Genomic DNA, 19877 nt, shown 5'->3' with positions numbered 1-19877 from the left:
GCCTCACGCACAATGAGTGCACATTTTGCCCCACGGAGGGCAGAAGAGCACCGCACCTGCAGGAGAAAAGAATGTCATCAATGAGTAAAGAAGCAGCACTCGTCCACGAAGCGCTGGTCGCACACGGTCTCGAAACCCCGCTGCGTCCACCGGTTCAGGATCTGGACAACGAAACGCGTAAACGTCTTATTTCCGGACACATGACCGAAATCATGCAGCTGCTCAATCTCGATTTGAGTGATGACAGTCTGATGGAGACCCCGCGTCGCATCGCCAAAATGTATGTCGATGAGATTTTCTCCGGGCTGGATTACGCTAACTTCCCGAAAATCACCGTCATCGAAAACAAGATGAAGGTCGATGAGATGGTGACCGTGCGTGATATCACCCTGACCAGCACCTGTGAACACCATTTCGTGACTATCGACGGTAAAGCGACCGTGGCCTACATCCCGAAAGATGCGGTGATTGGTCTGTCGAAGATTAACCGTATCGTGCAGTTCTTTGCTCAGCGTCCGCAGGTGCAGGAGCGTTTAACCCAGCAGATCCTTATCGCGCTGCAAACGCTGCTTGGCACTAACAACGTGGCGGTATCGATTGATGCGGTGCATTACTGCGTGAAAGCGCGCGGTATTCGTGATGCGACCAGCGCCACCACCACCACCTCGCTGGGCGGTCTGTTCAAATCGAGCCAGAATACCCGCCAGGAGTTCCTGCGCGCCGTACGTCACCACAACTGATCGTCAGGGCAGGGTACATGGAAAGAAATGTCACGCTGGATTTCGTTCGTGGCGTCGCTATTCTGGGTATCCTGCTGCTGAATATAAGCGGCTTCGGTTTGCCGAAAGCCGCTTACCTCAATCCCGCCTGGTATGGCGATATCACCCTCAGCGACGCCTGGACATGGGCTATGCTGGATCTCTTCGCTCAGGTCAAATTCCTCACCCTGTTTGCGCTACTGTTCGGGGCAGGCCTTCAGCTATTACTGAAACGTGGTAAACGCTGGATCCAGGCCCGGCTCTCCCTGCTGGTGCTGTTTGGCTTTATTCATGGGCTGCTGTTCTGGGATGGCGACATTCTGCTGGCCTACGGACTGGTGGGGCTGATCTGCTGGCGCATCATCCGCGACGCCCATGATGTCAAAAATCTCTTCAATACCGGCGTTGTGCTGTTCCTTATCGGCGTGGCCATTTTGCTGCTGCTGGGCGTTATCTCCGGCGGCTCGACCAATCGCTCCTGGGTGCCGGATGCGGCCAATCTGCAGTATGAGCAGTACTGGAAGGTGGGCGGCGGTATGGAGGCCATCAGCAACCGGGCGGATATGATCGGAAATACGCTGCTGGCCCTCGGGGCGCAGTATGGCTGGCAGCTGGCAGGCATGATGCTGATCGGCGCTGCGCTGATGCGAACCGGCTGGCTGAAGGGCGAGTTCAGCCAGCGCCATTACCGGCGTACCGGGATGTGGCTGGTGCTGGTGGGGCTGGCTATCAACCTTCCGGCGGTGATCGCCCAGTGGTCTGTGGGCTGGGATTATCGCTGGTGCGCCTTCCTGCTGCAGGCGCCGCGCGAGCTGAGCGCCCCGTTCCAGACCATTGGCTATGCCGCGCTGATGTACGGTTACTGGCCGCAGCTCTGCCGTTTCAGGCTGGTGGGGGCGGTGGCCTGCGTCGGTCGCATGGCGCTGAGCAACTATATTTTACAGACGCTGATCTGCACCACGCTGTTCTATCACCTCGGCTTATTTATGAAATTCGATCGCCTGCAGCTGCTCGGCTTTGTTCTGCCCATCTGGCTGGTGAATATTAGTTTCTCGGTTCTCTGGCTGCGTCATTTCCGTCAGGGGCCGCTGGAGTGGCTGTGGCGACAATTGACAGCACGTGCGTCAGGGGTTTCATCAAGTAATACATCCGGATAACGATCTGGATCACAATCATTAACAAAACGGATGTAACCGTTTTCATCCTTGTGACCTTCTTCACGTAGTCCTCCTCTTCTCGCTGCCAGAATAGTCACCTTGCTAAACACAGGGGGTGTCTGTGAGTTGCTGCAATCTAAATAAGGGTGGTGAATATGATCACCATTCGTGACGTCGCGCGTCAGGCGGGCGTTTCTGTCGCCACCGTTTCCCGGGTTCTTAACAATAGCGCGCTGGTCAGTCCGGAGACACGGGAGTGCGTGATGAAAGCCGTCACGGCGCTGGGCTACCGGCCAAACGCGAACGCCCAGGCGCTGGCAACGCAGGTCAGCGACACCATCGGCGTAGTGGTGATGGATGTGTCGGATGCATTCTTTGGCGCGCTGGTGAAAGCCGTGGATATGGTCGCCCAGGAGCACAATAAATACGTGCTGATCGGCAACAGCTATCACGAGGCGGAAAAAGAGCGTAACGCCATTGAGGTGTTGATTCGCCAGCGCTGTAACGCCCTGATTGTGCACTCAAAAGCGTTAAGCGATGAAGAGCTTTCCGCGCTGATGGAGCAGATCCCCGGCATGGTACTGATTAACCGAATCGTCCCTGGCTACGCCCATCGCTGCGTCTGCCTTGATAACGTCAGCGGCGCGATGATGGCGACGCGGATGCTGATGAACAACGGCCATCAGCGCATCGGCTATCTGGCCTCCAGCCACCGCATTGAGGATGACGACATGCGCCGGGAAGGCTGGCAGAAAGCCATGCTGGAACAGGGCATTACGGCATCGGAAAGCTGGATCGGTACCGGCGCGCCGGACATGCAGGGCGGGGAAGCGGCGATGGTGGAACTGCTCGGGCGTAACCTGCAGCTGACCGCCGTCTTTGCCTATAACGACAGTATGGCCGCGGGGGCGCTCACCGCGCTGAAAGATAACGGCATTGCGGTGCCACAGCATCTGTCATTGATTGGTTTCGATGATATCCCGATTGCCCGTTACACGGACCCTCAGCTGACGACGGTTCGCTACCCGATCGCCTCTATGGCGCGCCTGGCCACGGAGCTGGCGTTACAGGGGGCTGCCGGCAAGCTGGATATCAATGCAACACACTGTTTCATGCCGACTTTAGTGCGTCGCCACTCGGTTGCCATACGGCAAATTGTGGTGCCGATCACTAACTAATAATTCGTCGTGATGTAACCGTTTTCAATTTGTGAGTAAATTCACAGTAACTTAACAATGCGCTGTCTATGATGTCAGCGTTTTAGCAACTGAAACGCTATGTAACGGTGATTAATCACTTTGACTATAGCCAAGGTACGTTAAACAACCAAAAAAACGCATTCTGGAGCGTTACCGACCAAGGAAGATAGAAATTTTATAAGTGGACTTCGGCCGGCAGCAACGTTTCTTTAACATGTGCCCGCCGAGCCTTATTCACACGAACTACCCTGCATAAAAATCGGAGATATCATGAATAAGAAGGTGTTGACTCTGTCTGCTCTTATGGCAAGCATGTTTTTCGGTGCCGCCGCGCACGCTGCAGATAGCCGTATTGGTGTGACTATCTATAAGTATGACGACAACTTTATGTCTGTTGTGCGTAAGGCAATCGAGAAAGAAGGCAAAGGTGCGCCAGACGTTCAGCTGCTGATGAATGACTCCCAGAATGACCAGTCCAAACAGAACGACCAGATCGACGTTCTGCTGGCGAAAGGCGTGAAAGCACTGGCAATCAACCTGGTTGACCCGGCTGCTGCAGGTACCGTTATCGAGAAAGCACGTGGTCAGAACGTGCCTGTGGTATTCTTCAACAAAGAACCTTCCCGTAAAGCGCTGGATAGCTACGACAAAGCGTTCTACGTCGGTACCGACTCCAAAGAATCCGGCATTATTCAGGGCGACCTGATTGCTAAACACTGGGCGGCTAACCCGAACTGGGATCTGAACAAAGATGGTCAGGTTCAGTTCGTACTGCTGAAAGGCGAACCGGGCCACCCGGACGCTGAAGCACGTACCACCTACGTTATCAAAGAGCTGAACGAGAAGGGTCTGAAAACCCAGCAGCTGGCATTAGATACCGCAATGTGGGATACCGCTCAGGCGAAAGACAAGATGGACGCATGGCTGTCCGGTCCTAACGCTAACAAAATTGAAGTGGTTATCGCAAACAACGATGCGATGGCAATGGGTGCGGTAGAAGCACTGAAAGCACATAACAAATCTTCTATCCCGGTATTTGGTGTGGATGCCCTGCCTGAAGCGCTGGCTCTGGTTAAATCTGGCGCAATGGCCGGTACCGTGCTGAACGATGCTAACAACCAGGCGAAAGCCACCTTCGATCTGGCGAAAAACCTGGCAGAAGGCAAAGGCGCTGCTGACGGTACTAACTGGAAAATCGAGAATAAAGTTGTTCGCGTACCGTACGTTGGCGTAGATCAGGAAAACCTGGCGCAGTTCACCGGTAAATAAGTTATTGCATTCCACTGGGCGCAGTTTCTGCGCCCTTTTATCACGCGACGCGAGGCCGAGAAGGTATAATTATGGTCAGCACAACGACTCAGTCGTCCGGTGGATTCTTGTTGGAAATGAGCGGTATCAACAAGTCTTTTCCCGGTGTTAAAGCACTGGATAATGTTAATTTAAAAGTACGGCCTCACTCCATTCATGCATTAATGGGGGAGAACGGTGCGGGTAAATCAACGTTATTGAAATGCTTATTTGGGATCTATCAAAAAGATTCTGGCAGCATTCTTTTTCAGGGGAAAGAGATCGATTTCCATTCCGCCAAAGAGGCACTGGAAAACGGTATTTCGATGGTTCACCAGGAGCTTAACCTGGTACTTCAGCGTTCTGTTATGGACAATATGTGGCTGGGTCGTTATCCGACCAAAGGCGTATTTGTCGATCAGGACAAAATGTATCGCGACACCAAAGCTATTTTTGATGAACTGGATATTGATATCGATCCGCGCGCGCGCGTCGGTACCTTATCTGTTTCACAGATGCAGATGATCGAAATCGCCAAGGCTTTCTCCTATAACGCCAAAATCGTTATTATGGATGAGCCAACCTCTTCGTTAACGGAGAAAGAGGTGAACCATCTGTTCACCATTATCCGTAAGCTGAAAGATCGCGGTTGCGGCATCGTTTATATCTCCCACAAAATGGAAGAGATCTTCCAGCTGTGCGATGAGATCACGGTCCTGCGCGACGGCCAGTGGATTGCCACCCAGCCGCTGGAAGGGCTGGACATGGACAAGATCATCGCCATGATGGTTGGCCGCTCCCTGAACCAGCGTTTCCCGAACAAAGAGAACAAGCCGGGCGAAGTGATTCTGGAAGTCCGCAACCTCACGTCGTTGCGCCAGCCTTCAATCCGCGATATCTCCTTCGATCTGCATAAAGGGGAGATCCTCGGGATTGCCGGTCTGGTGGGCGCCAAGCGTACCGATATCGTCGAAACGCTGTTTGGTATTCGCGAGAAATCGGGCGGGACCATCACCCTGCACGGGAAAAAGATTAATAACCACAACGCCAACGAAGCCATTAACCACGGCTTTGCGCTGGTAACGGAAGAGCGCCGCTCGACCGGTATTTATGCCTATCTGGATATTAACTTTAACTCCTTAATTTCGAATATTCATAATTACAAAAACAAAATCGGTCTGCTGGATAATTCCCGCATGAAGAGCGATACCCAGTGGGTAATTGACTCCATGCGCGTAAAAACCCCAGGACATCGCACGCAAATTGGCTCGCTCTCCGGTGGTAACCAGCAGAAGGTTATTATTGGACGCTGGTTGTTAACCCAGCCTGAAATTCTGATGCTGGATGAACCTACCCGCGGTATCGACGTAGGTGCAAAATTTGAAATCTATCAGCTGATTGCTGAATTAGCCAAGAAAGATAAAGGGATTATTATTATTTCTTCCGAAATGCCGGAATTGTTAGGGATCACAGATCGTATTCTGGTTATGAGCAATGGTCTCGTTGCCGGAATTGTTGACACCAAAACGACAACGCAAAACGAAATTTTGCGTCTTGCGTCTTTGCACCTTTAAGATCAGGGGCTCCTCATGAGTGCGTTAAATAAGAAAAGTTTTCTTACTTATCTGAAAGAAGGCGGTATTTACGTTGTTCTTTTAGTTTTACTGGCCATTATTATTTTCCAGGACCCGACCTTCTTAAGTCTGCTGAACTTAAGTAACATTCTGACCCAGTCTTCGGTGCGTATTATTATCGCCCTGGGCGTGGCGGGTCTGATCGTCACCCAGGGTACTGACCTGTCAGCCGGTCGTCAGGTTGGTCTGGCGGCGGTGGTCGCGGCAACGCTCCTGCAGTCGATGGAAAACGCCAACAAGGTGTTCCCGGAAATGGCAACCATGCCAATTTTCCTGGTGATCCTGATTGTCTGCGCCATCGGTGCCATCATTGGCCTGATTAACGGCATCATCATCGCGTACCTGAACGTTACGCCGTTCATTACGACTCTCGGCACGATGATCATCGTTTACGGCATCAACTCCCTGTATTACGACTTCGTGGGCGCATCGCCGATTTCCGGTTTCGACAGCGGCTTCTCGACCTTCACGCAGGGCTTTATCGCGATGGGCAGCTTCCGCTTGTCCTATATCACCTTCTACGCGCTGATTGCGGTGGCGTTCGTCTGGATCCTGTGGAACAAAACCCGCTTCGGTAAGAACATCTTCGCTATCGGTGGTAACCCGGAAGCGGCGAAAGTCTCCGGTGTTAACGTTGCGCTGAACCTGCTGGTTATCTATGCCCTGTCCGGCGTGTTCTACGCCTTCGGTGGTCTGCTGGAAGCGGGTCGTATCGGCTCCGCCACCAACAACCTCGGCTTTATGTATGAGCTGGATGCGATTGCCGCCTGCGTGGTAGGTGGCGTGTCGTTCAGCGGTGGTGTGGGTACCGTGCTGGGTGTGGTAACCGGTGTGATCATCTTCACCGTTATCAACTACGGCCTGACCTACATCGGCGTGAACCCTTACTGGCAGTACATCATCAAAGGCGCGATCATTATCTTCGCCGTTGCGCTGGACTCCCTGAAGTACGCGCGTAAGAAGTAATTATCCTGTCGCTGAAAAACCCGCTCACGAGCGGGTTTTTTTATGCTTGCAGTGGTTCATTGCCTAACAGTGACACGAGAAGTGATTTTGAGGTGGGTACCAGCCCGGTTTCCAGTCCGAACGGTTTAAAAACCTTATTAATCATCTCCACAGAAAAATTGCCTTTATCATTTTCCACTTCTGATAATGTCTTACGCGCCACCTTTACCAGACGAGCATAATCATCCTGCCGCAGCCCCAGAACCTCCAGCCTGAGTCGCTTCAGTGCCTGGCCTTGCGTTATCTTCCCCAGCAACAGATCCAGAATAATGGCATGCATCACCGATTTACGATCCAGCGTGTTGACCCTGGGTTTAGTGGGTGAAAATCGTTGACTGCCTGATCCTGTTAAATTCGCTTCACTCTCTTCAGGAATAGTAGAAGAGGGGAGGCGCTGATTGCGGCTGCGAAGATTTGCCAGCGTGGCACTCAGGTCTGACTGTTTCTTATCAGAAGGTTTCATAGCAATTTCCAGCGCGTCAGTTTATCGGCAATAAAGTTAAAGCCTGTGGCGGACATCTCGAGGATCTGTTCTGGCACACCTCTTTCCTGCAGGCGGGCTTTAAGTCCAACAAGCTGCGCTGATGTTTCTCTTAATGCCGCGATCAGTTGCGGGGCAGGAACTAAATCAGACAACGCCTGAGCGATGCCGGTGAAATCGTATTCACCGCCTGATTCGTAAGGTAATGACCATTTCGTTGAGCGTGGGATCCCTTCCGGGTCTGCTTTCAAGGGGGCAAAATCGTATATCGGAGCCAGATAAATGGCATTTTCCGTTTTGATAAAAGCGGTATTTCGACCGTGATTGTCACTGTTGGCGAACACGATATTCAGCAGGTCCCGGCGAACCCATTCGATGACAAAGGCGGGGATATCGAAATCATATCCCTGCACGCGACACATATTACTGCGGGTAATTTTGTCGATTAATGTGCGAATCGTCGTTTCATGATCGAGCGTAACGCCCGGGCCCTTTTGCAACATGGAATAGACGGACTCCATCCCCAGCTTGATGAGCTCTCCCTGCGCGCTTCTGGCGATATCAAATCGGGGCAACCATAAAGAAGGGTAGCTTCGACCCTCTGCTAGCTTCATCCCTTCAATGGGGATGGTGCTGAACCCCATGGCGGTCAGTTCATGATAATAATGAAATTCAGCGCGTAATATATTGTAGTCGATTTCATTTCTCGCACCCCGGGGGTACTTAACCAGATAATAACTGTCCTGATTATCAGGGCTGTTTTGCCAGGTATCTATCCAGATCCGTTGTTCCTGGCTGCACCGTAACAATAATTTTGGCGCCTCTCCGCCAGCACCCGTTGCCCCACCAGCAGCCGCACCCCTTTCCTGAGCATAATCGAGAAAATCGGCGGCGCGGTTAATCACATCCTCTACCGTAAAATAGTGCGTCTCTGCCTGCGGATAGTAATCGGGAACGGATTCTTTGATGCGAAGGTTACCCACAGGAGACATCGTGCCATATTTCAGCAGGATAAAATTTTGCTGGCCCACGGGCAGATCGTTAATGTCGAGGTAGTTCACCCAGTAACAACGACTTGCGCCGCTTGGGATGATGTCATCCAGGAATCTCAGCCAGCCGGGTTTACCCCCATCGTCAAAGTACAGGGAGACAGGATAATTCAGGGAGACGGCATGACGATCGTCGTTGTCGAGGAAATCTATAGCATAATCAGAGAGATAGTTTTCCTCTGTGGTTCGCCAGTCGTCATTATCACTATAAGGGAAAGTGACAATCGCAATATCTTGCCATTCACTGTCCAGCCACGCCTGTATTGTTAATGACTCCATAATCATCTCCACTTTCACGGATGAGTAAAATATTACGCATTAACCAGCAATTTTCCAGTTAATGTAACTTAAGTTACTCATGAGTGAAGGTGAGAAGATTTAACGTGTGCTATGTAACACATTAAACGTGGAGGGTTATTTTTTCTTCTGCATTTCCAGCAGCTGGTCAGGCGTTACCGCCGGATAGCCCTGGGCATCGGCCGGAACTTCCGTCATTGCCGGGATCGGCACCAGCGGGCCCAGGAATCGTGGTTCACGTTTGAAGACATAGAGATCCGCCAGCGCCCCCAGGCGAGCGCCAAATTCGCGTACCCGGACGGTGAGCATGTCTTTCGGTGACGGAACCGCATAGCACTGCGCCTGAATGCCCATATGCAGGGCGATAAACAGCGCACGCTCGCAGTGGAAACGCTGGGTGATGATGATGAAATCGTTGGTATCAAAGACCTTACGGGTGCGGACAATAGAATCGAGGGTCCGGAAACCGGCGTAGTCGAGCACGATATCGGCCGGGTCAACGCCTGCGGCAATCAAATCCTTGCGCATGGTGACCGGCTCGTTATAGCTCTGGAGCGCGTTATCGCCGCTCAGCAGCAGATAATTAACTTTGCCGCTGTTATAAGCGTTGAGCGCCCCCTGAATGCGGTACCGGTAATACTGGTTGATCACCCCGGTGCGGTAATACTTGGCGGTACCGAGCACCACGCCGACCTGACGGTAGGGCAGATCCTGAAGGTCATCGAAGATATAAGGAGCCGTTTTCCAGCTCATCCAGCGGTCGAGGCCAAGCGCAGTCAACAGCACGATGCCGATCAGGACAACCAGGCTGTAAAACACGCGCTTTAACATACAGATGACTCTTACCAAAGGTGAAATTTCACTCAGGCTACTTTACCCGTCTGGTAAGCGCAAGAAACGGCGGTTTAATTGGGGGGATTTTCATCAGTTGAGCGGGCATTGCTGCCCGCATCAGAGACTTACGCCAGCAGTACGCGATCGATACTGGTACAACCCAGGGCGCGCAGCGTGGCTGCGGTAGCATCCCACTGGATCAGCGGCGCATCGGCTTTTTCCGCCAGAATGGCGCGCTGGATATCCGGGTAGTCGTAACCGTTCAGGCTGAGCAGGTTCAGCGCACCCTGCAACGGGGGCAGCGTCGGGTTAAAGGCGGCGTTTTCCGCATAGCTGCCGGTAAAGATACGCCCGTCACGGCACTCCAGCGCCACGCCGCTCGGGGAGTTACTGTACGGCGCGTGCGCCTTGTTGGCGGCAAGAATGGCGGCCTGCGCCAGTTCGTCTCCGCTTACGGCGTAACCGTGGTCCTGATCATCCATCAGCAGGGATTTAATCTCGAGATCTTTCGGTCCGAACGCATCCGGCAGGTAATCCGCCAGCGTATGCGGGGCGCGACCCGGCAGGTTGATACGCAGCTCCAAACCGCTGTTGAGTTCGTTCATAAACTGACGGCAGTGGCCGCACGGGGTGTAGTTGACGGTGATTGCCTGCAGGGCTTTTTCACCGCGCAGCCAGGCGTGGCTGATGGCGCTCTGTTCAGCGTGAACGGTCTGCTGCATGGTGGCGCCGAGAAACTCCATATTGCCGCCGAAGTACCAGGTGCCGCTCACGCCGCGGGCAATGGCACCCACGTTGAAATGCGAAAGGTCAGCACGGGCGCAGGACGCCGCCAGCGGCAGAAGAGCAAAGGCCAGCGCGTCATCATCCAGCTCCGTAGCACGTTTCAGCCCGGCGACCTGTGTAGCCGTCAGCAGGGCGGGGAAGTGTGCATCCGCCAGAATCGGGGCCAGGGCTGACTGCAAATTCTCTGCAAGCTGAGCGAAAGCTGATTGAAAACGTGGATGCATGGCGATGTCTCATAAAGGTTAATGGATCGGTAGTGTACGGAGCCGTTGGGGCTTTATATGTGATTTAGATCTCATTATGTGTGCAACTTATGAAACTCAAATGAAAAATGCGCGACACGTCGCAAATTTTAGCCCACTACCGCCAGAATAATCGGGAACAGGAACGGCGCGATCAGCGAGGTCAAAATCCCGCAGATCACCAGCGCCAGAGAACTGAACGCTCCTTCCTGATAATCCAGCTCCGCACAGCGGGCGGTGCCGAGGGCGTGTGAGGCGGTGCCCATCGCCAGACCGCGGGCCGATTTGGTGCGAATGCGCATGGCATTCAGCAGCGTATGGCCTAATACCGCACCCAGAATACCGACATAAATCACGCACACGGCGCTGATCGCCGGAATGCCGCCGAGGCTGCCGCCCACCGCCATCGCGATTGGGGTGGTGACCGATTTCGGCAGAATGGAGGCCGCAATTTCCGGCGTTGCGCCCATCAGCAGCGCCACTGAGGTGCCGGTGATCATTGCCACCACGCTGCCGGCCAGGCAGATGGTAATAATTGATTTCCAGCGGGCGCGGATCTGGTGCAGTTGTTCGTACAGCGGAAACGCCAGCGCCACCACCGCAGGCTGGAGCAGGTCGTTGAGCACCTTGCTGCCCTGGAAATATTTCGCGTAGGGAATGCCGGTTAGCAGCAGGAAAGGAATGATCACCACCATCGCCACCAGCAGCGGGTTGAGAAGGGGGAACTTCAGGCGCACCGCCAGCTTGCGGGCGGCGAAGAAGACCGCAATGGTAAGCGGCAGGGACCACCAGATATTAGCCATCATTTTTTCTGTCCTTTCTGCCCAACCACGTTACGTTCTCCGTGCGCAAGATGCGTGCTCCAGCTGACCACTAAAAACACCACCAGGGTGCTGATAGTGCAGGAGACGAATATCGAACCGAACTGCGCGCTCAGCAGATCGTAATACTGCATCACGCCCACGCCGATGGGGACGAACAGCAGCGCCATATAGCGGATCAGCACCGAACAGCCGGGCTTAACCCAGTTTGCCGGGAGGATTTGCAGCGCAAGCAGCACAAACAGGATCAACATGCCAATAATGCTGCCGGGGATGGTGATTGGCAGCAGGGAGGCGAGAAAAATACCTGCGTACAGGCAGGCATATATCAGGACGAACGCGCGCAGGTACTGCCAGACGACTATCAGAGATTTATTCATGGTGAAAGCCCTTGATGAAACGCATTCATCATACAATTAAAACCGGAAACGTGCTACGGATCACATCATGACTTTTGAGCATACCAGACATTCCCATCCGGAACCCTGGGCATTCCCCCGGGAACAGGGGTAAAAACATTATAAATCAGTCTGGTTCCGCGAGCCCCGAAACAGGGCTTTCCACCGTTACACAGAGCAGATACCATAGCGCGTCTTTTTTTACGGGTACTGATATGCGTGTATTACTGGCACCGATGGAAGGCGTGCTCGATTCGCTGGTGCGCGAGCTGCTGACCGACGTTAACGATTATGATCTCTGCATCACCGAGTTCCTGCGGGTGGTGGATATGTTGTTGCCGGTAAAATCGTTTTACAGACTCTGCCCGGAGCTGCATCGCCAGAGCCGCACCGCCTCCGGTACGCTGGTGCGCGTCCAGCTATTAGGCCAGTACCCCGAGTGGCTGGCGGAAAACGCCGCCCGCGCCGTCGAGCTGGGCTCCTGGGGCGTGGATCTCAACTGCGGCTGCCCGTCGAAAATGGTTAACGGCAGCGGCGGTGGGGCCACGCTGCTCAAAGATCCTGAGCTTATCTACCGTGGCGCAAAAGCGATGCGCGAAGCGGTGCCCTCGCATCTGCCGGTGACGGTGAAGGTGCGCCTCGGCTGGGACAGCGGCGACAGGCAGTTTGAAATTGCCGACGCCGTGCAGCAGGCGGGAGCCACCGAGTTGGTGGTGCACGGGCGCACCAAAGAAGATGGCTACAAAGCTGAACGCATCAACTGGCAGGCCATCGGCGAGATCCGCAAACGTCTGACCATCCCGGTGGTGGCGAACGGTGAAATCTGGGATCGCGAGAGCGCCCTGGCGTGCATGGCGGCAACCGGCTGCGATGCCATTATGATCGGGCGCGGGGCGCTGAACGTGCCTAACCTCAGCCGGGTGATTAAATACGACGAGCCGCGCATGCCGTGGCCGGACGTTGTAACCCTGCTAAAGAAATACTCCCGCCTCGAAAAGCAGGGCGACACCGGCCTGTATCACGTGGCGCGCATCAAGCAGTGGCTGAGCTACCTGCGCAAAGAATACGACGAAGCCCTGGATCTGTTCCAGGAGATTCGCACCCTGCAAACCTCGGCGGATATCGCCCGGGTGATCCAGGCGAAGTAACAGTTCGATCTGCGTCACGTTTTTTAGCGGGGCGCATTGTGGCTCAGAACGAAACTGATAAAGTGCGTTAACTGGATTGTTACTGCTGCGGCAGGCAAAACCTGATTTTCTGGCTTCTGCCGGAGGTCAGGTTTTTTTGTTTCTGGGGCATGGAATGAAAATCGCCAAAATACTGAATAACAATGTGGTGGTTGTTCTGGATGAACAGGGGCGCGAACAGGTGGTGATGGGCCGTGGGCTGGCCTTTCAGAAACGCATCGGCGACGTGGTCCCGAAAGAGAACATCGAGAAAGTGTTTGCCCTGCAAAGTGACGAGCTGGTGCATCGGCTGGGGGAGTTACTCAGCCAGATCCCGCTTGAGGTGATGACCACCTGCGACCGCATTATCGGGCTGGCGACGCAGCGGCTGGGCAAACTGCAGGAGAGTCTGTATATCACCTTAACCGACCACTGCTACTTTGCCATTGAGCGGCAGAAAAAGGGACTGGCGATCAAAAACGTCCTGCTGTGGGAGATAAAGCGGCTCTACCCGAAAGAGTTTGAGCTGGGCCAGGAGGCCCGGGCGATCATCGCGAAACGGCTGGAGGTACAGCTGGATGAAGATGAAGCCGGATTCATTGCCCTGCATCTGGTCACCGCCCAGCTGCACAGCGAGATGCCGGAAGTGATGCATGTCACCCGGGTAATGCAGGAGATCCTGCAGCTGGTGAAGTACAGCCTGCAGCTGGAGTATGACGAAGAGTCGCTAAGCTATCAGCGCTTCGTCACCCATCTGAAGTTTTTTGCCCAGCGGATGCTGACCCGCACGGTGGTGGCCGATGACGACGCGTCGCTGCATTCGGCGGTAAAGGACAACTACGCGAAGGCGTGGGGCTGTGCCGAGAAAATAGCCCGGCATCTGCAAAAGAGTTATCAGCGCGAGCTGACCACCGAAGAGATTATGTTTCTCACCATTCATATTGAGCGCGTGAGAAAAGAGGGGCGCTAAGTCCCCACAACTGGATTATTACTGCATAACGCAGGCAAAACCTGAGCGCGGCTCCCGAAAGGGAGTCGTTCTCGGGTTTTTTTATTTTCAGGACTCTGTCAAACCCTGCCTGCGGGCAGTGAAGAAGGATAAAGAGATGGAATATCAAGCACTGGCGAAGGATATTCTCGCCCACGTGGGCGGCAAAGAGAACATCGTCAGCCTGGTTCATTGCGCGACCCGGCTGCGTTTCAAACTGAAAGAGCCACTGCGTGCGAACGCCGAAGGGCTAAAGCAAAACCCGGGCGTGATCATGGTGGTGGAGAGCGGCGGGCAATTCCAGGTGGTGATCGGCAACCACGTCCACGATGTCTGGCAGGCGGTGCGCAGCGAAGCGGGCCTCAGTGACGAGACGCCGGTGGGGGATAGCTCAGGGGAGAAGGGCAACCCCCTGAACCAGCTGATCGACATTGTGTCTGGCATTTTTACCCCGTTTATCGGCATCCTGGCTGCCTCCGGTATCCTGAAAGGGCTGCTGGCGCTGGCGGTGGTCTGCGGCTGGCTGGCTACCGACAGCGGCACTTACAAAATCTGGTTTGCCGCCAGCGATGCGCTGTTCTTCTTCTTCCCGCTGGTGCTGGGCTACACCGCCGGGAAAAAGTTTGGCGGCAACCCGTTTATCACGATGGTGATTGGTGGGGCGCTGGTCCATCCGGTGATGATTCAGGCCTTTGAGGCCAGCCAGCAGGCCGGGGCGGCTGGCGACGCCTTCCTGTCCATTCCGGTGACCTGGTTTAATTACAGCTCATCGGTCATTCCGATCATTCTCGCGGCGTGGGTCAGCTGCTGGCTGGAAAAACAGAGCGCAAAACGCCTGCCGTCGGCAATGAAAAACTTCTTCACGCCGCTGATCTGCCTGGGGGTGACGGTGCCGCTTACCTTCCTGGCGATTGGCCCGGTGGCCACCTTGCTGAGCCAGATGCTGGCCAACGGCTATCAGTGGGTTTACGCGCTGGCGCCCTGGCTGGCTGGCGCGGCGATGGGTGCACTGTGGCAGGTCTGCGTTATCTTCGGTCTGCACTGGGGGTTGGTGCCGCTGATGATCAACAACCTGGCGGTGCTGGGGCACGACTCCATGCTGCCGATGCTGCTGCCTGCCGTATTCGGCCAGGTCGGGGCGGCGCTGGGGGTATTCCTGCGCACCCGTGATGCCCGGCAGAAGATGCTGGCGGGCTCTTCGGTGACGGCGGGGATCTTCGGCATTACCGAACCCGCGGTCTATGGCGTCAACCTGCCGCTGCGCCGTCCGTTTATCTTTGGCTGCGTCGCCGGGGCCATCGGTGGGGCGATTGTCGGCTTCAGCGATTCGCACGTCTACTCCTTCGGTTTTGGCAATATCTTCACCATTGCGCAGATGATCCCGCCTGGCGGCGTGAATGCCACCCTGTGGGGCGGCGTTCTCGGATTACTGGTCGCGCTGGTGCTGAGCTGCGTGCTGACGATGGTCGCCGGGATGCCGCGCCGCGCGGCAGAAGCGACGCCGGTCGCCGTCACCGCGGGTGAAAACGATGTCCTGTCACCGATGAACGGTAGCGTGCTGGCGCTGGACCAGGTGCCGGACGCCACCTTCGCCAGCGGCCTGCTCGGACAGGGCGCGGCGATTATTCCCGCCGACAACAAGGTCATCGCCCCCTTTGCCGGGGAGGTTGCCTCGCTGTTTGCCACTAAACATGCCATCGGCCTGCTGAGCGACAGCGGCATCGAAGTGCTGATCCACGTCGGGATCGACACCGTGAAGCTCGACGGCAAGCCGTTTACCGCCCACGTGAAGGTGGGGGACAAAGTGCAGCCGGGCGATCTGCTGCTGGAGTTCGATCGCCAGGCCATTATCGATGCCGGATACGATCTGGCGACACCCATTATTATCAGTAACAGCGACGACTACAGCGAGGTCGTTACCGTGGCAGCAACCGCTGTCCAGGCCGGTGCGCCGCTGCTGTGCGTCAGCCATCAATAACAGGAGAAGAGAATGAAAACGTTCCCGGATAATTTCTTATGGGGCGGCGCGGTTGCCGCGAATCAGGTTGAAGGCGCTTATCTGGAGGACGGTAAAGGTCTCTCTACCTCTGACGTTCAGCCCCAGGGGGTCTTTGGCCCGGTGGTGGAGCGCGTGGCGGGCGACAGCGGCATTAAGGATATGGCCATCGATTTTTATCATCGCTACCCCGAGGACATCCAGCTGTTCGCCGAGATGGGCTTCAGCTGCCTGCGCGTCTCCATTGCCTGGACGCGTATCTTCCCGAACGGCGACGAGCTGCAGCCCAACGAAGCCGGGCTGGCCTTCTACGATCAGCTGTTTGACGGGCTGGCGGCGCACAACATCACGCCGCTGGTGACCCTCTCACACTACGAGATGCCGTGGGGGCTGGTGAAACAGTACGGCGGCTGGGGCAGCCGCCGGGTGATTGGCTTCTTCGAACATTATGCCCGCACCGTCTTCACCCGCTATCAGGATAAGGTGAAGCTGTGGCTCACCTTCAACGAGATCAACATGTCTCTGCACGCGCCGATGACCGGCGTTGGCCTGCCGGAAACCAGCAGCAAGGCGGAAGTGTATCAGGCGATCCACCATCAGCTGGTGGCGAGCGCGAGCGCGGTGAAGGCCTGCCACGAGGTCATTCCGGACGCGAAAATCGGCAACATGCTACTGGGTGGCCTGGTCTATCCACTGACCTGCAAGCCGGACGATGTGCTGGAAGCTTTGCAGGAAAACCGTGCCTGGCAGTTCTTCGGCGACGTGCAGTGCCGCGGGGCGTATCCGGGCTATATGCTGCGTTTCTTCCGCGATAACGGCATTGAGCTCGACATTACCGACGCCGATCGCGAGGCGCTGAAATCGACCATCGACTTTATCTCCTTCAGCTACTACATGACCGGCTGTGTGACCACCGATGAAGCGCTGAACCAGCAGGCGCGCGCCAATATTCTGAATATGGTGCCGAACCCGCACCTGGCAAGCTCTGAGTGGGGCTGGCAGATTGACCCGGTCGGCCTGCGCACCCTGCTGAACGTGCTCTGGGATCGCTATCAGAAGCCGCTGTTTATTGTCGAGAACGGTCTGGGCGCCAAAGACAAGCCGGACGCCGACGGCGTGGTGCAGGATGATTACCGCATCAGCTACCTCAACGACCACCTGGTGCAGGTGCGTGAGGCCATCGACGACGGGGTGGAGGTGATGGGCTACACCAGCTGGGGGCCGATTGACCTGGTGAGCGCCTCCAAAGCCGAGCTCTCCAAACGCTACGGTTTTATCTATGTCGATCGTGACGACAGCGGCGCAGGTACTCTGGCGCGCAGCCGTAAGAAGAGTTTTTACTGGTATCAGGAGGTGATTGCGACCAACGGCGCTTCGCTGAAAGCGTAATCACGCAAGGGCCCGGCGCTATGCCGGGCACCTTTGCCGGATATGTAAAGGTATGACAAATTGTGCATTGCCACCCATTCCTAAAAAAAGGAGACGAAGCGGGCGTATTTTGCAGCCTTCTTTTTTGGGTGAATAACGTGATGAAACGTTCGAGTTTTTATTTCTGCTGCCTGCCTCTCTCTCTTCTTCTGGTTGCCTGTGCGCCCGGCCACGATACGGCGGCGTCGCTGCCTCAACAGATCCCTGCCGCGAAAATTGACACCGGGCTCACTGCCGGTCAGTGGCCATAAAACAGCTGGTGGGAAGATTTTCACGATCCCGAACTCACCAGCCTTATCATCAGAGCGCTGGCCGATGCGCCGGATATGAATATTGCCCGTCAGCGCATTGCCCTTGCCGAAGCCCAGGCCAGAATGGCGATGGCCGCCGATGGTCCGGAAGTGGATTTTTCCGCCGATGCCGAGCGGCAGAAAATGTCCGCCGAAGGGCTGATGGGGCCCTTTGCGATAACCGATCCGGCAGCCGGAACCACCGGCCCCTGGTACACCAACGGCACCTTCGGCTTAACCGCGGGCTGGGATCTGGATCTGTGGGGCAAAAACCGCGCTCAGGTTGAATCCCGCATCGGCAAGGTCAACGCGCAACAGGCGGAGCTGGAACAGACCCGCCAGCTGCTGGCCAGCAGCGTGGCGCGCCTGTACTGGGAGTGGCAGACCGAGGCGGCCATCGGGCATGTGTTAACCACCATTAAGCAGGAACAGCTGGCGATTGTTGGCACCGACCGCGAGCTGTACCAGCATGGCATTACCTCTTCCGTGGAAGGGGTCGAAACCGACATCAACGCCAGCAAAACCGATGAGCGGCTGGCGGAGGTGAACGGAAAGATGAAAGCCATCGAAGCGCGTCTGGAGGCGCTCACTAATGCCCCGACGGTGAAGCTGACCCCGCATGCCTTGCCTGCGGTAGAGAGCCACCTGCCTTCCACCCTGGGCTATGAATTACTGGCCCGCCGTCCTGATTTACAGGAGGCGCACTGGTACATCGAGGCCTCGCTGCGCGAGGTGGACGCGGCGAAAGCGGCGTTTTATCCCGACGTAAATTTAATGGCGTTTCTGCAACAGGACGCACTGCACTTAAGCGATCTGTTCCGCTCCTCGGCGCAGCAGATGGGCGTCACCGCCGGTCTGACCCTGCCGATTTTCGACAGCGGACGCCTGAACGCCAACCTCGATATCGCCCAGGCGCAAAGCAACCTGTCGATCGCGAACTACAACAAAGCGGTGGTGGAGGCGGTCAATCAGGTAGCCCGCAGCGCCAGCGAGGTGGAAACGCTGATGGCGAAAAACAGACACCAGCAGCGCGTGGAAGCCGATGCCGCGCGGATGGTGGCCCTGGCGCAGGCGCGTTTCAACGCCGGGATCGTCGCTGGCGCGCGGGTCAGCGAAGCCAGAATTCCCGCCCTGCAGGAGCAGGTGGCCGGGCTGACCCTGCAGGGGCAGTACGTTGACGCCACCCTGCAGCTCACCTCCGCCCTGGGCGGCGGCTATCACCACGGGTAGAAAATGAGAAGTAACTATACTTATCTCTTTGTCTTTTATTATTCCGGAGGTGAGTATGGGTTCAACCAATCGTGTAGCTATTGTAACGGCATCGGATTCGGGGATCGGCAAAACCACGGCGCTGATGCTGGCGGAGCGTGGGTTTGATATTGGCGTGACCTGGCACTCGGACGAAGAAGGGGCGATGAAAACCTGTCGTGAGATCGAGGCCCGGGGGCAGCGGGCAGAGGCCATTCAGCTCGATCTCAGCCAGCTGCCGGACGGAGCGAAAGCCATCGAGACGCTGATTGAACGCTTCGGGCGTATCGACGTGCTGGTCAATAACGCCGGGGCGATGACCAAAGCGGCGTTTCTCGATATGGAGTATGACCAGTGGCGGTCGATTTTTAGCGTCGACGTGGACGGGGCGTTTCTCTGCTCGCAGATCGCCGCCCGTCAGATGGTGAAGCAGGGGGAGGGCGGACGTATCGTCAACATCACCTCGGTGCATGAGCATACCCCGCTGCCGGAGGCCAGCGCCTACACCTCAGCCAAACACGCCCTCGGCGGCCTGACCAAGTCGATGGCGATGGAGCTGGTGCATCACAATATTCTGGTGAACGCCGTGGCGCCGGGGGCTATCGCCACGCCGATGAACAACATGGACGACAGCGAGGTCGAGCCTGGCTCCATGCCAAACATTCCTCTGGCAAGGCCGGGACATACCAAAGAGATCGCCAGCCTGGTCGCCTGGCTGTGTGACTCTGATGCCAGCTACGCCACCGGTCAGTCGTTTATCGTCGACGGCGGCTTTATGCTGGGCAATCCGCAGTTTAAACCGGAGCAGTAATT

The 19877-nt window shown here is 55.8% G+C and carries 16 protein-coding genes and 2 pseudogenes; 12 read left to right on the top strand and 6 right to left on the bottom strand.

The features are described 5' to 3' along the window. Positions 1 to 71 precede the first annotated feature (71 nt). The 6 genes from folE (at position 72) to mglC (ending at position 7001) form a co-directional block, all read left to right on the top strand. Positions 72 to 740, top strand: a complete 669-nt coding sequence (gene folE / locus FHN83_RS03640) for a GTP cyclohydrolase I FolE (RefSeq protein ID WP_039031058.1) — start codon at positions 72 to 74, stop codon at positions 738 to 740. Between the two features lie 17 nt (positions 741 to 757). After that, complete coding sequence (yeiB, locus tag FHN83_RS03635; protein WP_139563252.1) at positions 758 to 1915, top strand: DUF418 domain-containing protein YeiB; 1158 nt, start codon at positions 758 to 760, stop codon at positions 1913 to 1915. A 155-nt stretch (positions 1916 to 2070) separates the two neighbouring features. Next, entirely contained in the window at positions 2071 to 3093 is a 1023-nt protein-coding gene (gene galS / locus FHN83_RS03630) for an HTH-type transcriptional regulator GalS (RefSeq protein ID WP_039031060.1), read from the top strand. A gap of 291 nt (positions 3094 to 3384) precedes the next feature. Continuing rightward, on the top strand, positions 3385 to 4383 hold the full coding sequence (mglB, locus tag FHN83_RS03625; protein ID WP_139563251.1) for a galactose/glucose ABC transporter substrate-binding protein MglB: 999 nt from the start codon (positions 3385 to 3387) through the stop codon (positions 4381 to 4383). A gap of 71 nt (positions 4384 to 4454) precedes the next feature. Then, positions 4455 to 5975: a galactose/methyl galactoside ABC transporter ATP-binding protein MglA gene (mglA, locus tag FHN83_RS03620; protein WP_139563250.1), complete on the top strand. Its 1521-nt coding sequence runs from the start codon at positions 4455 to 4457 to the stop codon at positions 5973 to 5975. 15 nt (positions 5976 to 5990) lie between these two features. Then, the gene (gene mglC, locus FHN83_RS03615; protein ID WP_039031063.1) at positions 5991 to 7001 is read left to right on the top strand and encodes a galactose/methyl galactoside ABC transporter permease MglC; all 1011 of its coding nucleotides are present in this window, start codon (positions 5991 to 5993) and stop codon (positions 6999 to 7001) included. A 40-nt stretch (positions 7002 to 7041) separates the two neighbouring features. On the opposite strand, the gene FHN83_RS03610 is transcribed toward mglC, so the two are convergent. The 6 genes from FHN83_RS03610 to FHN83_RS03585 form a co-directional block, all read right to left on the bottom strand. Then, a complete protein-coding gene (locus FHN83_RS03610; RefSeq protein WP_139563249.1) occupies positions 7042 to 7503 on the bottom strand; it encodes a helix-turn-helix domain-containing protein in 462 nt (153 codons plus the stop codon). Continuing rightward, on the bottom strand, positions 7500 to 8849 hold the full coding sequence (locus FHN83_RS03605; protein WP_139563248.1) for a type II toxin-antitoxin system HipA family toxin: 1350 nt from the start codon (positions 8847 to 8849) through the stop codon (positions 7500 to 7502). The genes FHN83_RS03610 and FHN83_RS03605 overlap by 4 nt, the downstream gene beginning before the upstream one ends. Before the next feature lie 135 nt (positions 8850 to 8984). Further along, positions 8985 to 9698: an outer membrane permeability protein SanA gene (gene sanA, locus FHN83_RS03600; RefSeq protein WP_039031064.1), complete on the bottom strand. Its 714-nt coding sequence runs from the start codon at positions 9696 to 9698 to the stop codon at positions 8985 to 8987. Positions 9699 to 9826: 128 nt separating this feature from the next. Next, a complete protein-coding gene (gene cdd / locus FHN83_RS03595) occupies positions 9827 to 10711 on the bottom strand; it encodes a cytidine deaminase (RefSeq protein WP_139563247.1) in 885 nt (294 codons plus the stop codon). 128 nt (positions 10712 to 10839) lie between these two features. Then, entirely contained in the window at positions 10840 to 11535 is a 696-nt protein-coding gene (locus FHN83_RS03590; RefSeq protein ID WP_138369920.1) for a CidB/LrgB family autolysis modulator, read from the bottom strand. After that, positions 11532 to 11930, bottom strand: coding sequence for a CidA/LrgA family protein (locus tag FHN83_RS03585; RefSeq protein ID WP_139563246.1), 399 nt, complete (start codon positions 11928 to 11930; stop codon positions 11532 to 11534). Before FHN83_RS03585 ends, FHN83_RS03590 begins: the two co-directional genes overlap by 4 nt. Positions 11931 to 12163: 233 nt before the next feature. On the opposite strand from FHN83_RS03585, the gene dusC reads away from it, so the two are divergent. The 6 genes and pseudogenes from dusC to FHN83_RS03555 all read left to right on the top strand — a co-directional run bounded on the left by dusC (position 12164) and on the right by FHN83_RS03555 (position 19875). Next, positions 12164 to 13096 carry a tRNA dihydrouridine(16) synthase DusC gene (dusC, locus tag FHN83_RS03580; protein ID WP_139563245.1) on the top strand — a complete coding sequence of 311 codons (933 nt, stop codon included), beginning with the start codon at positions 12164 to 12166 and terminating at the stop codon, positions 13094 to 13096. 154 nt (positions 13097 to 13250) lie between these two features. Next, positions 13251 to 14084, top strand: a complete 834-nt coding sequence (licT, locus tag FHN83_RS03575) for a BglG family transcription antiterminator LicT (protein ID WP_139563244.1) — start codon at positions 13251 to 13253, stop codon at positions 14082 to 14084. A gap of 25 nt (positions 14085 to 14109) precedes the next feature. Beyond that, a pseudogene (gene bglF, locus FHN83_RS03570) lies at positions 14110 to 16080 on the top strand (PTS beta-glucoside transporter subunit IIABC). 12 nt (positions 16081 to 16092) lie between these two features. Next, entirely contained in the window at positions 16093 to 17487 is a 1395-nt protein-coding gene (locus FHN83_RS03565; protein ID WP_139563242.1) for a glycoside hydrolase family 1 protein, read from the top strand. A gap of 140 nt (positions 17488 to 17627) precedes the next feature. Continuing rightward, positions 17628 to 19046: pseudogene (gene mdtQ, locus FHN83_RS03560) on the top strand (multidrug resistance outer membrane protein MdtQ). A 55-nt stretch (positions 19047 to 19101) separates the two neighbouring features. After that, positions 19102 to 19875, top strand: a complete 774-nt coding sequence (locus tag FHN83_RS03555; RefSeq protein WP_138369924.1) for an SDR family oxidoreductase — start codon at positions 19102 to 19104, stop codon at positions 19873 to 19875. Positions 19876 to 19877: the final 2 nt, after the last annotated feature.

The sequence above is a fragment of the Leclercia adecarboxylata genome (genome assembly GCF_006171285.1).
GTDB classification, from domain to species: Bacteria; Pseudomonadota; Gammaproteobacteria; order Enterobacterales; family Enterobacteriaceae; genus Enterobacter; species Enterobacter barmai.
The sequence above is the reverse complement of the archived record's forward strand: the minus strand, read 5'-3'. Positions and strand labels throughout refer to the sequence as shown.

Bases quoted from the DNA above. Each gene is read 5' to 3' on its own strand.
- mglC (WP_039031063.1), top strand. From the start codon at position 5,991: ATGAGTGCGTTAAATAAGAAAAGTTTTCTTACTTATCTGAAAGAAGGC.
- mglB (WP_139563251.1), top strand. From the start codon at position 3,385: ATGAATAAGAAGGTGTTGACTCTGTCTGCTCTTATGGCAAGCATGTTT.
- sanA (WP_039031064.1), bottom strand. From the start codon at position 9,698: ATGTTAAAGCGCGTGTTTTACAGCCTGGTTGTCCTGATCGGCATCGTG.
- FHN83_RS03555 (WP_138369924.1), top strand. From the start codon at position 19,102: ATGGGTTCAACCAATCGTGTAGCTATTGTAACGGCATCGGATTCGGGG.
- mglA (WP_139563250.1), top strand. From the start codon at position 4,455: ATGGTCAGCACAACGACTCAGTCGTCCGGTGGATTCTTGTTGGAAATG.
- FHN83_RS03610 (WP_139563249.1), bottom strand. From the start codon at position 7,503: ATGAAACCTTCTGATAAGAAACAGTCAGACCTGAGTGCCACGCTGGCA.
- yeiB (WP_139563252.1), top strand. From the start codon at position 758: ATGGAAAGAAATGTCACGCTGGATTTCGTTCGTGGCGTCGCTATTCTG.
- folE (WP_039031058.1), top strand. From the start codon at position 72: ATGTCATCAATGAGTAAAGAAGCAGCACTCGTCCACGAAGCGCTGGTC.
- FHN83_RS03590 (WP_138369920.1), bottom strand. From the start codon at position 11,535: ATGATGGCTAATATCTGGTGGTCCCTGCCGCTTACCATTGCGGTCTTC.
- FHN83_RS03565 (WP_139563242.1), top strand. From the start codon at position 16,093: ATGAAAACGTTCCCGGATAATTTCTTATGGGGCGGCGCGGTTGCCGCG.
- cdd (WP_139563247.1), bottom strand. From the start codon at position 10,711: ATGCATCCACGTTTTCAATCAGCTTTCGCTCAGCTTGCAGAGAATTTG.
- galS (WP_039031060.1), top strand. From the start codon at position 2,071: ATGATCACCATTCGTGACGTCGCGCGTCAGGCGGGCGTTTCTGTCGCC.
- licT (WP_139563244.1), top strand. From the start codon at position 13,251: ATGAAAATCGCCAAAATACTGAATAACAATGTGGTGGTTGTTCTGGAT.
- FHN83_RS03605 (WP_139563248.1), bottom strand. From the start codon at position 8,849: ATGGAGTCATTAACAATACAGGCGTGGCTGGACAGTGAATGGCAAGAT.
- dusC (WP_139563245.1), top strand. From the start codon at position 12,164: ATGCGTGTATTACTGGCACCGATGGAAGGCGTGCTCGATTCGCTGGTG.
- FHN83_RS03585 (WP_139563246.1), bottom strand. From the start codon at position 11,930: ATGAATAAATCTCTGATAGTCGTCTGGCAGTACCTGCGCGCGTTCGTC.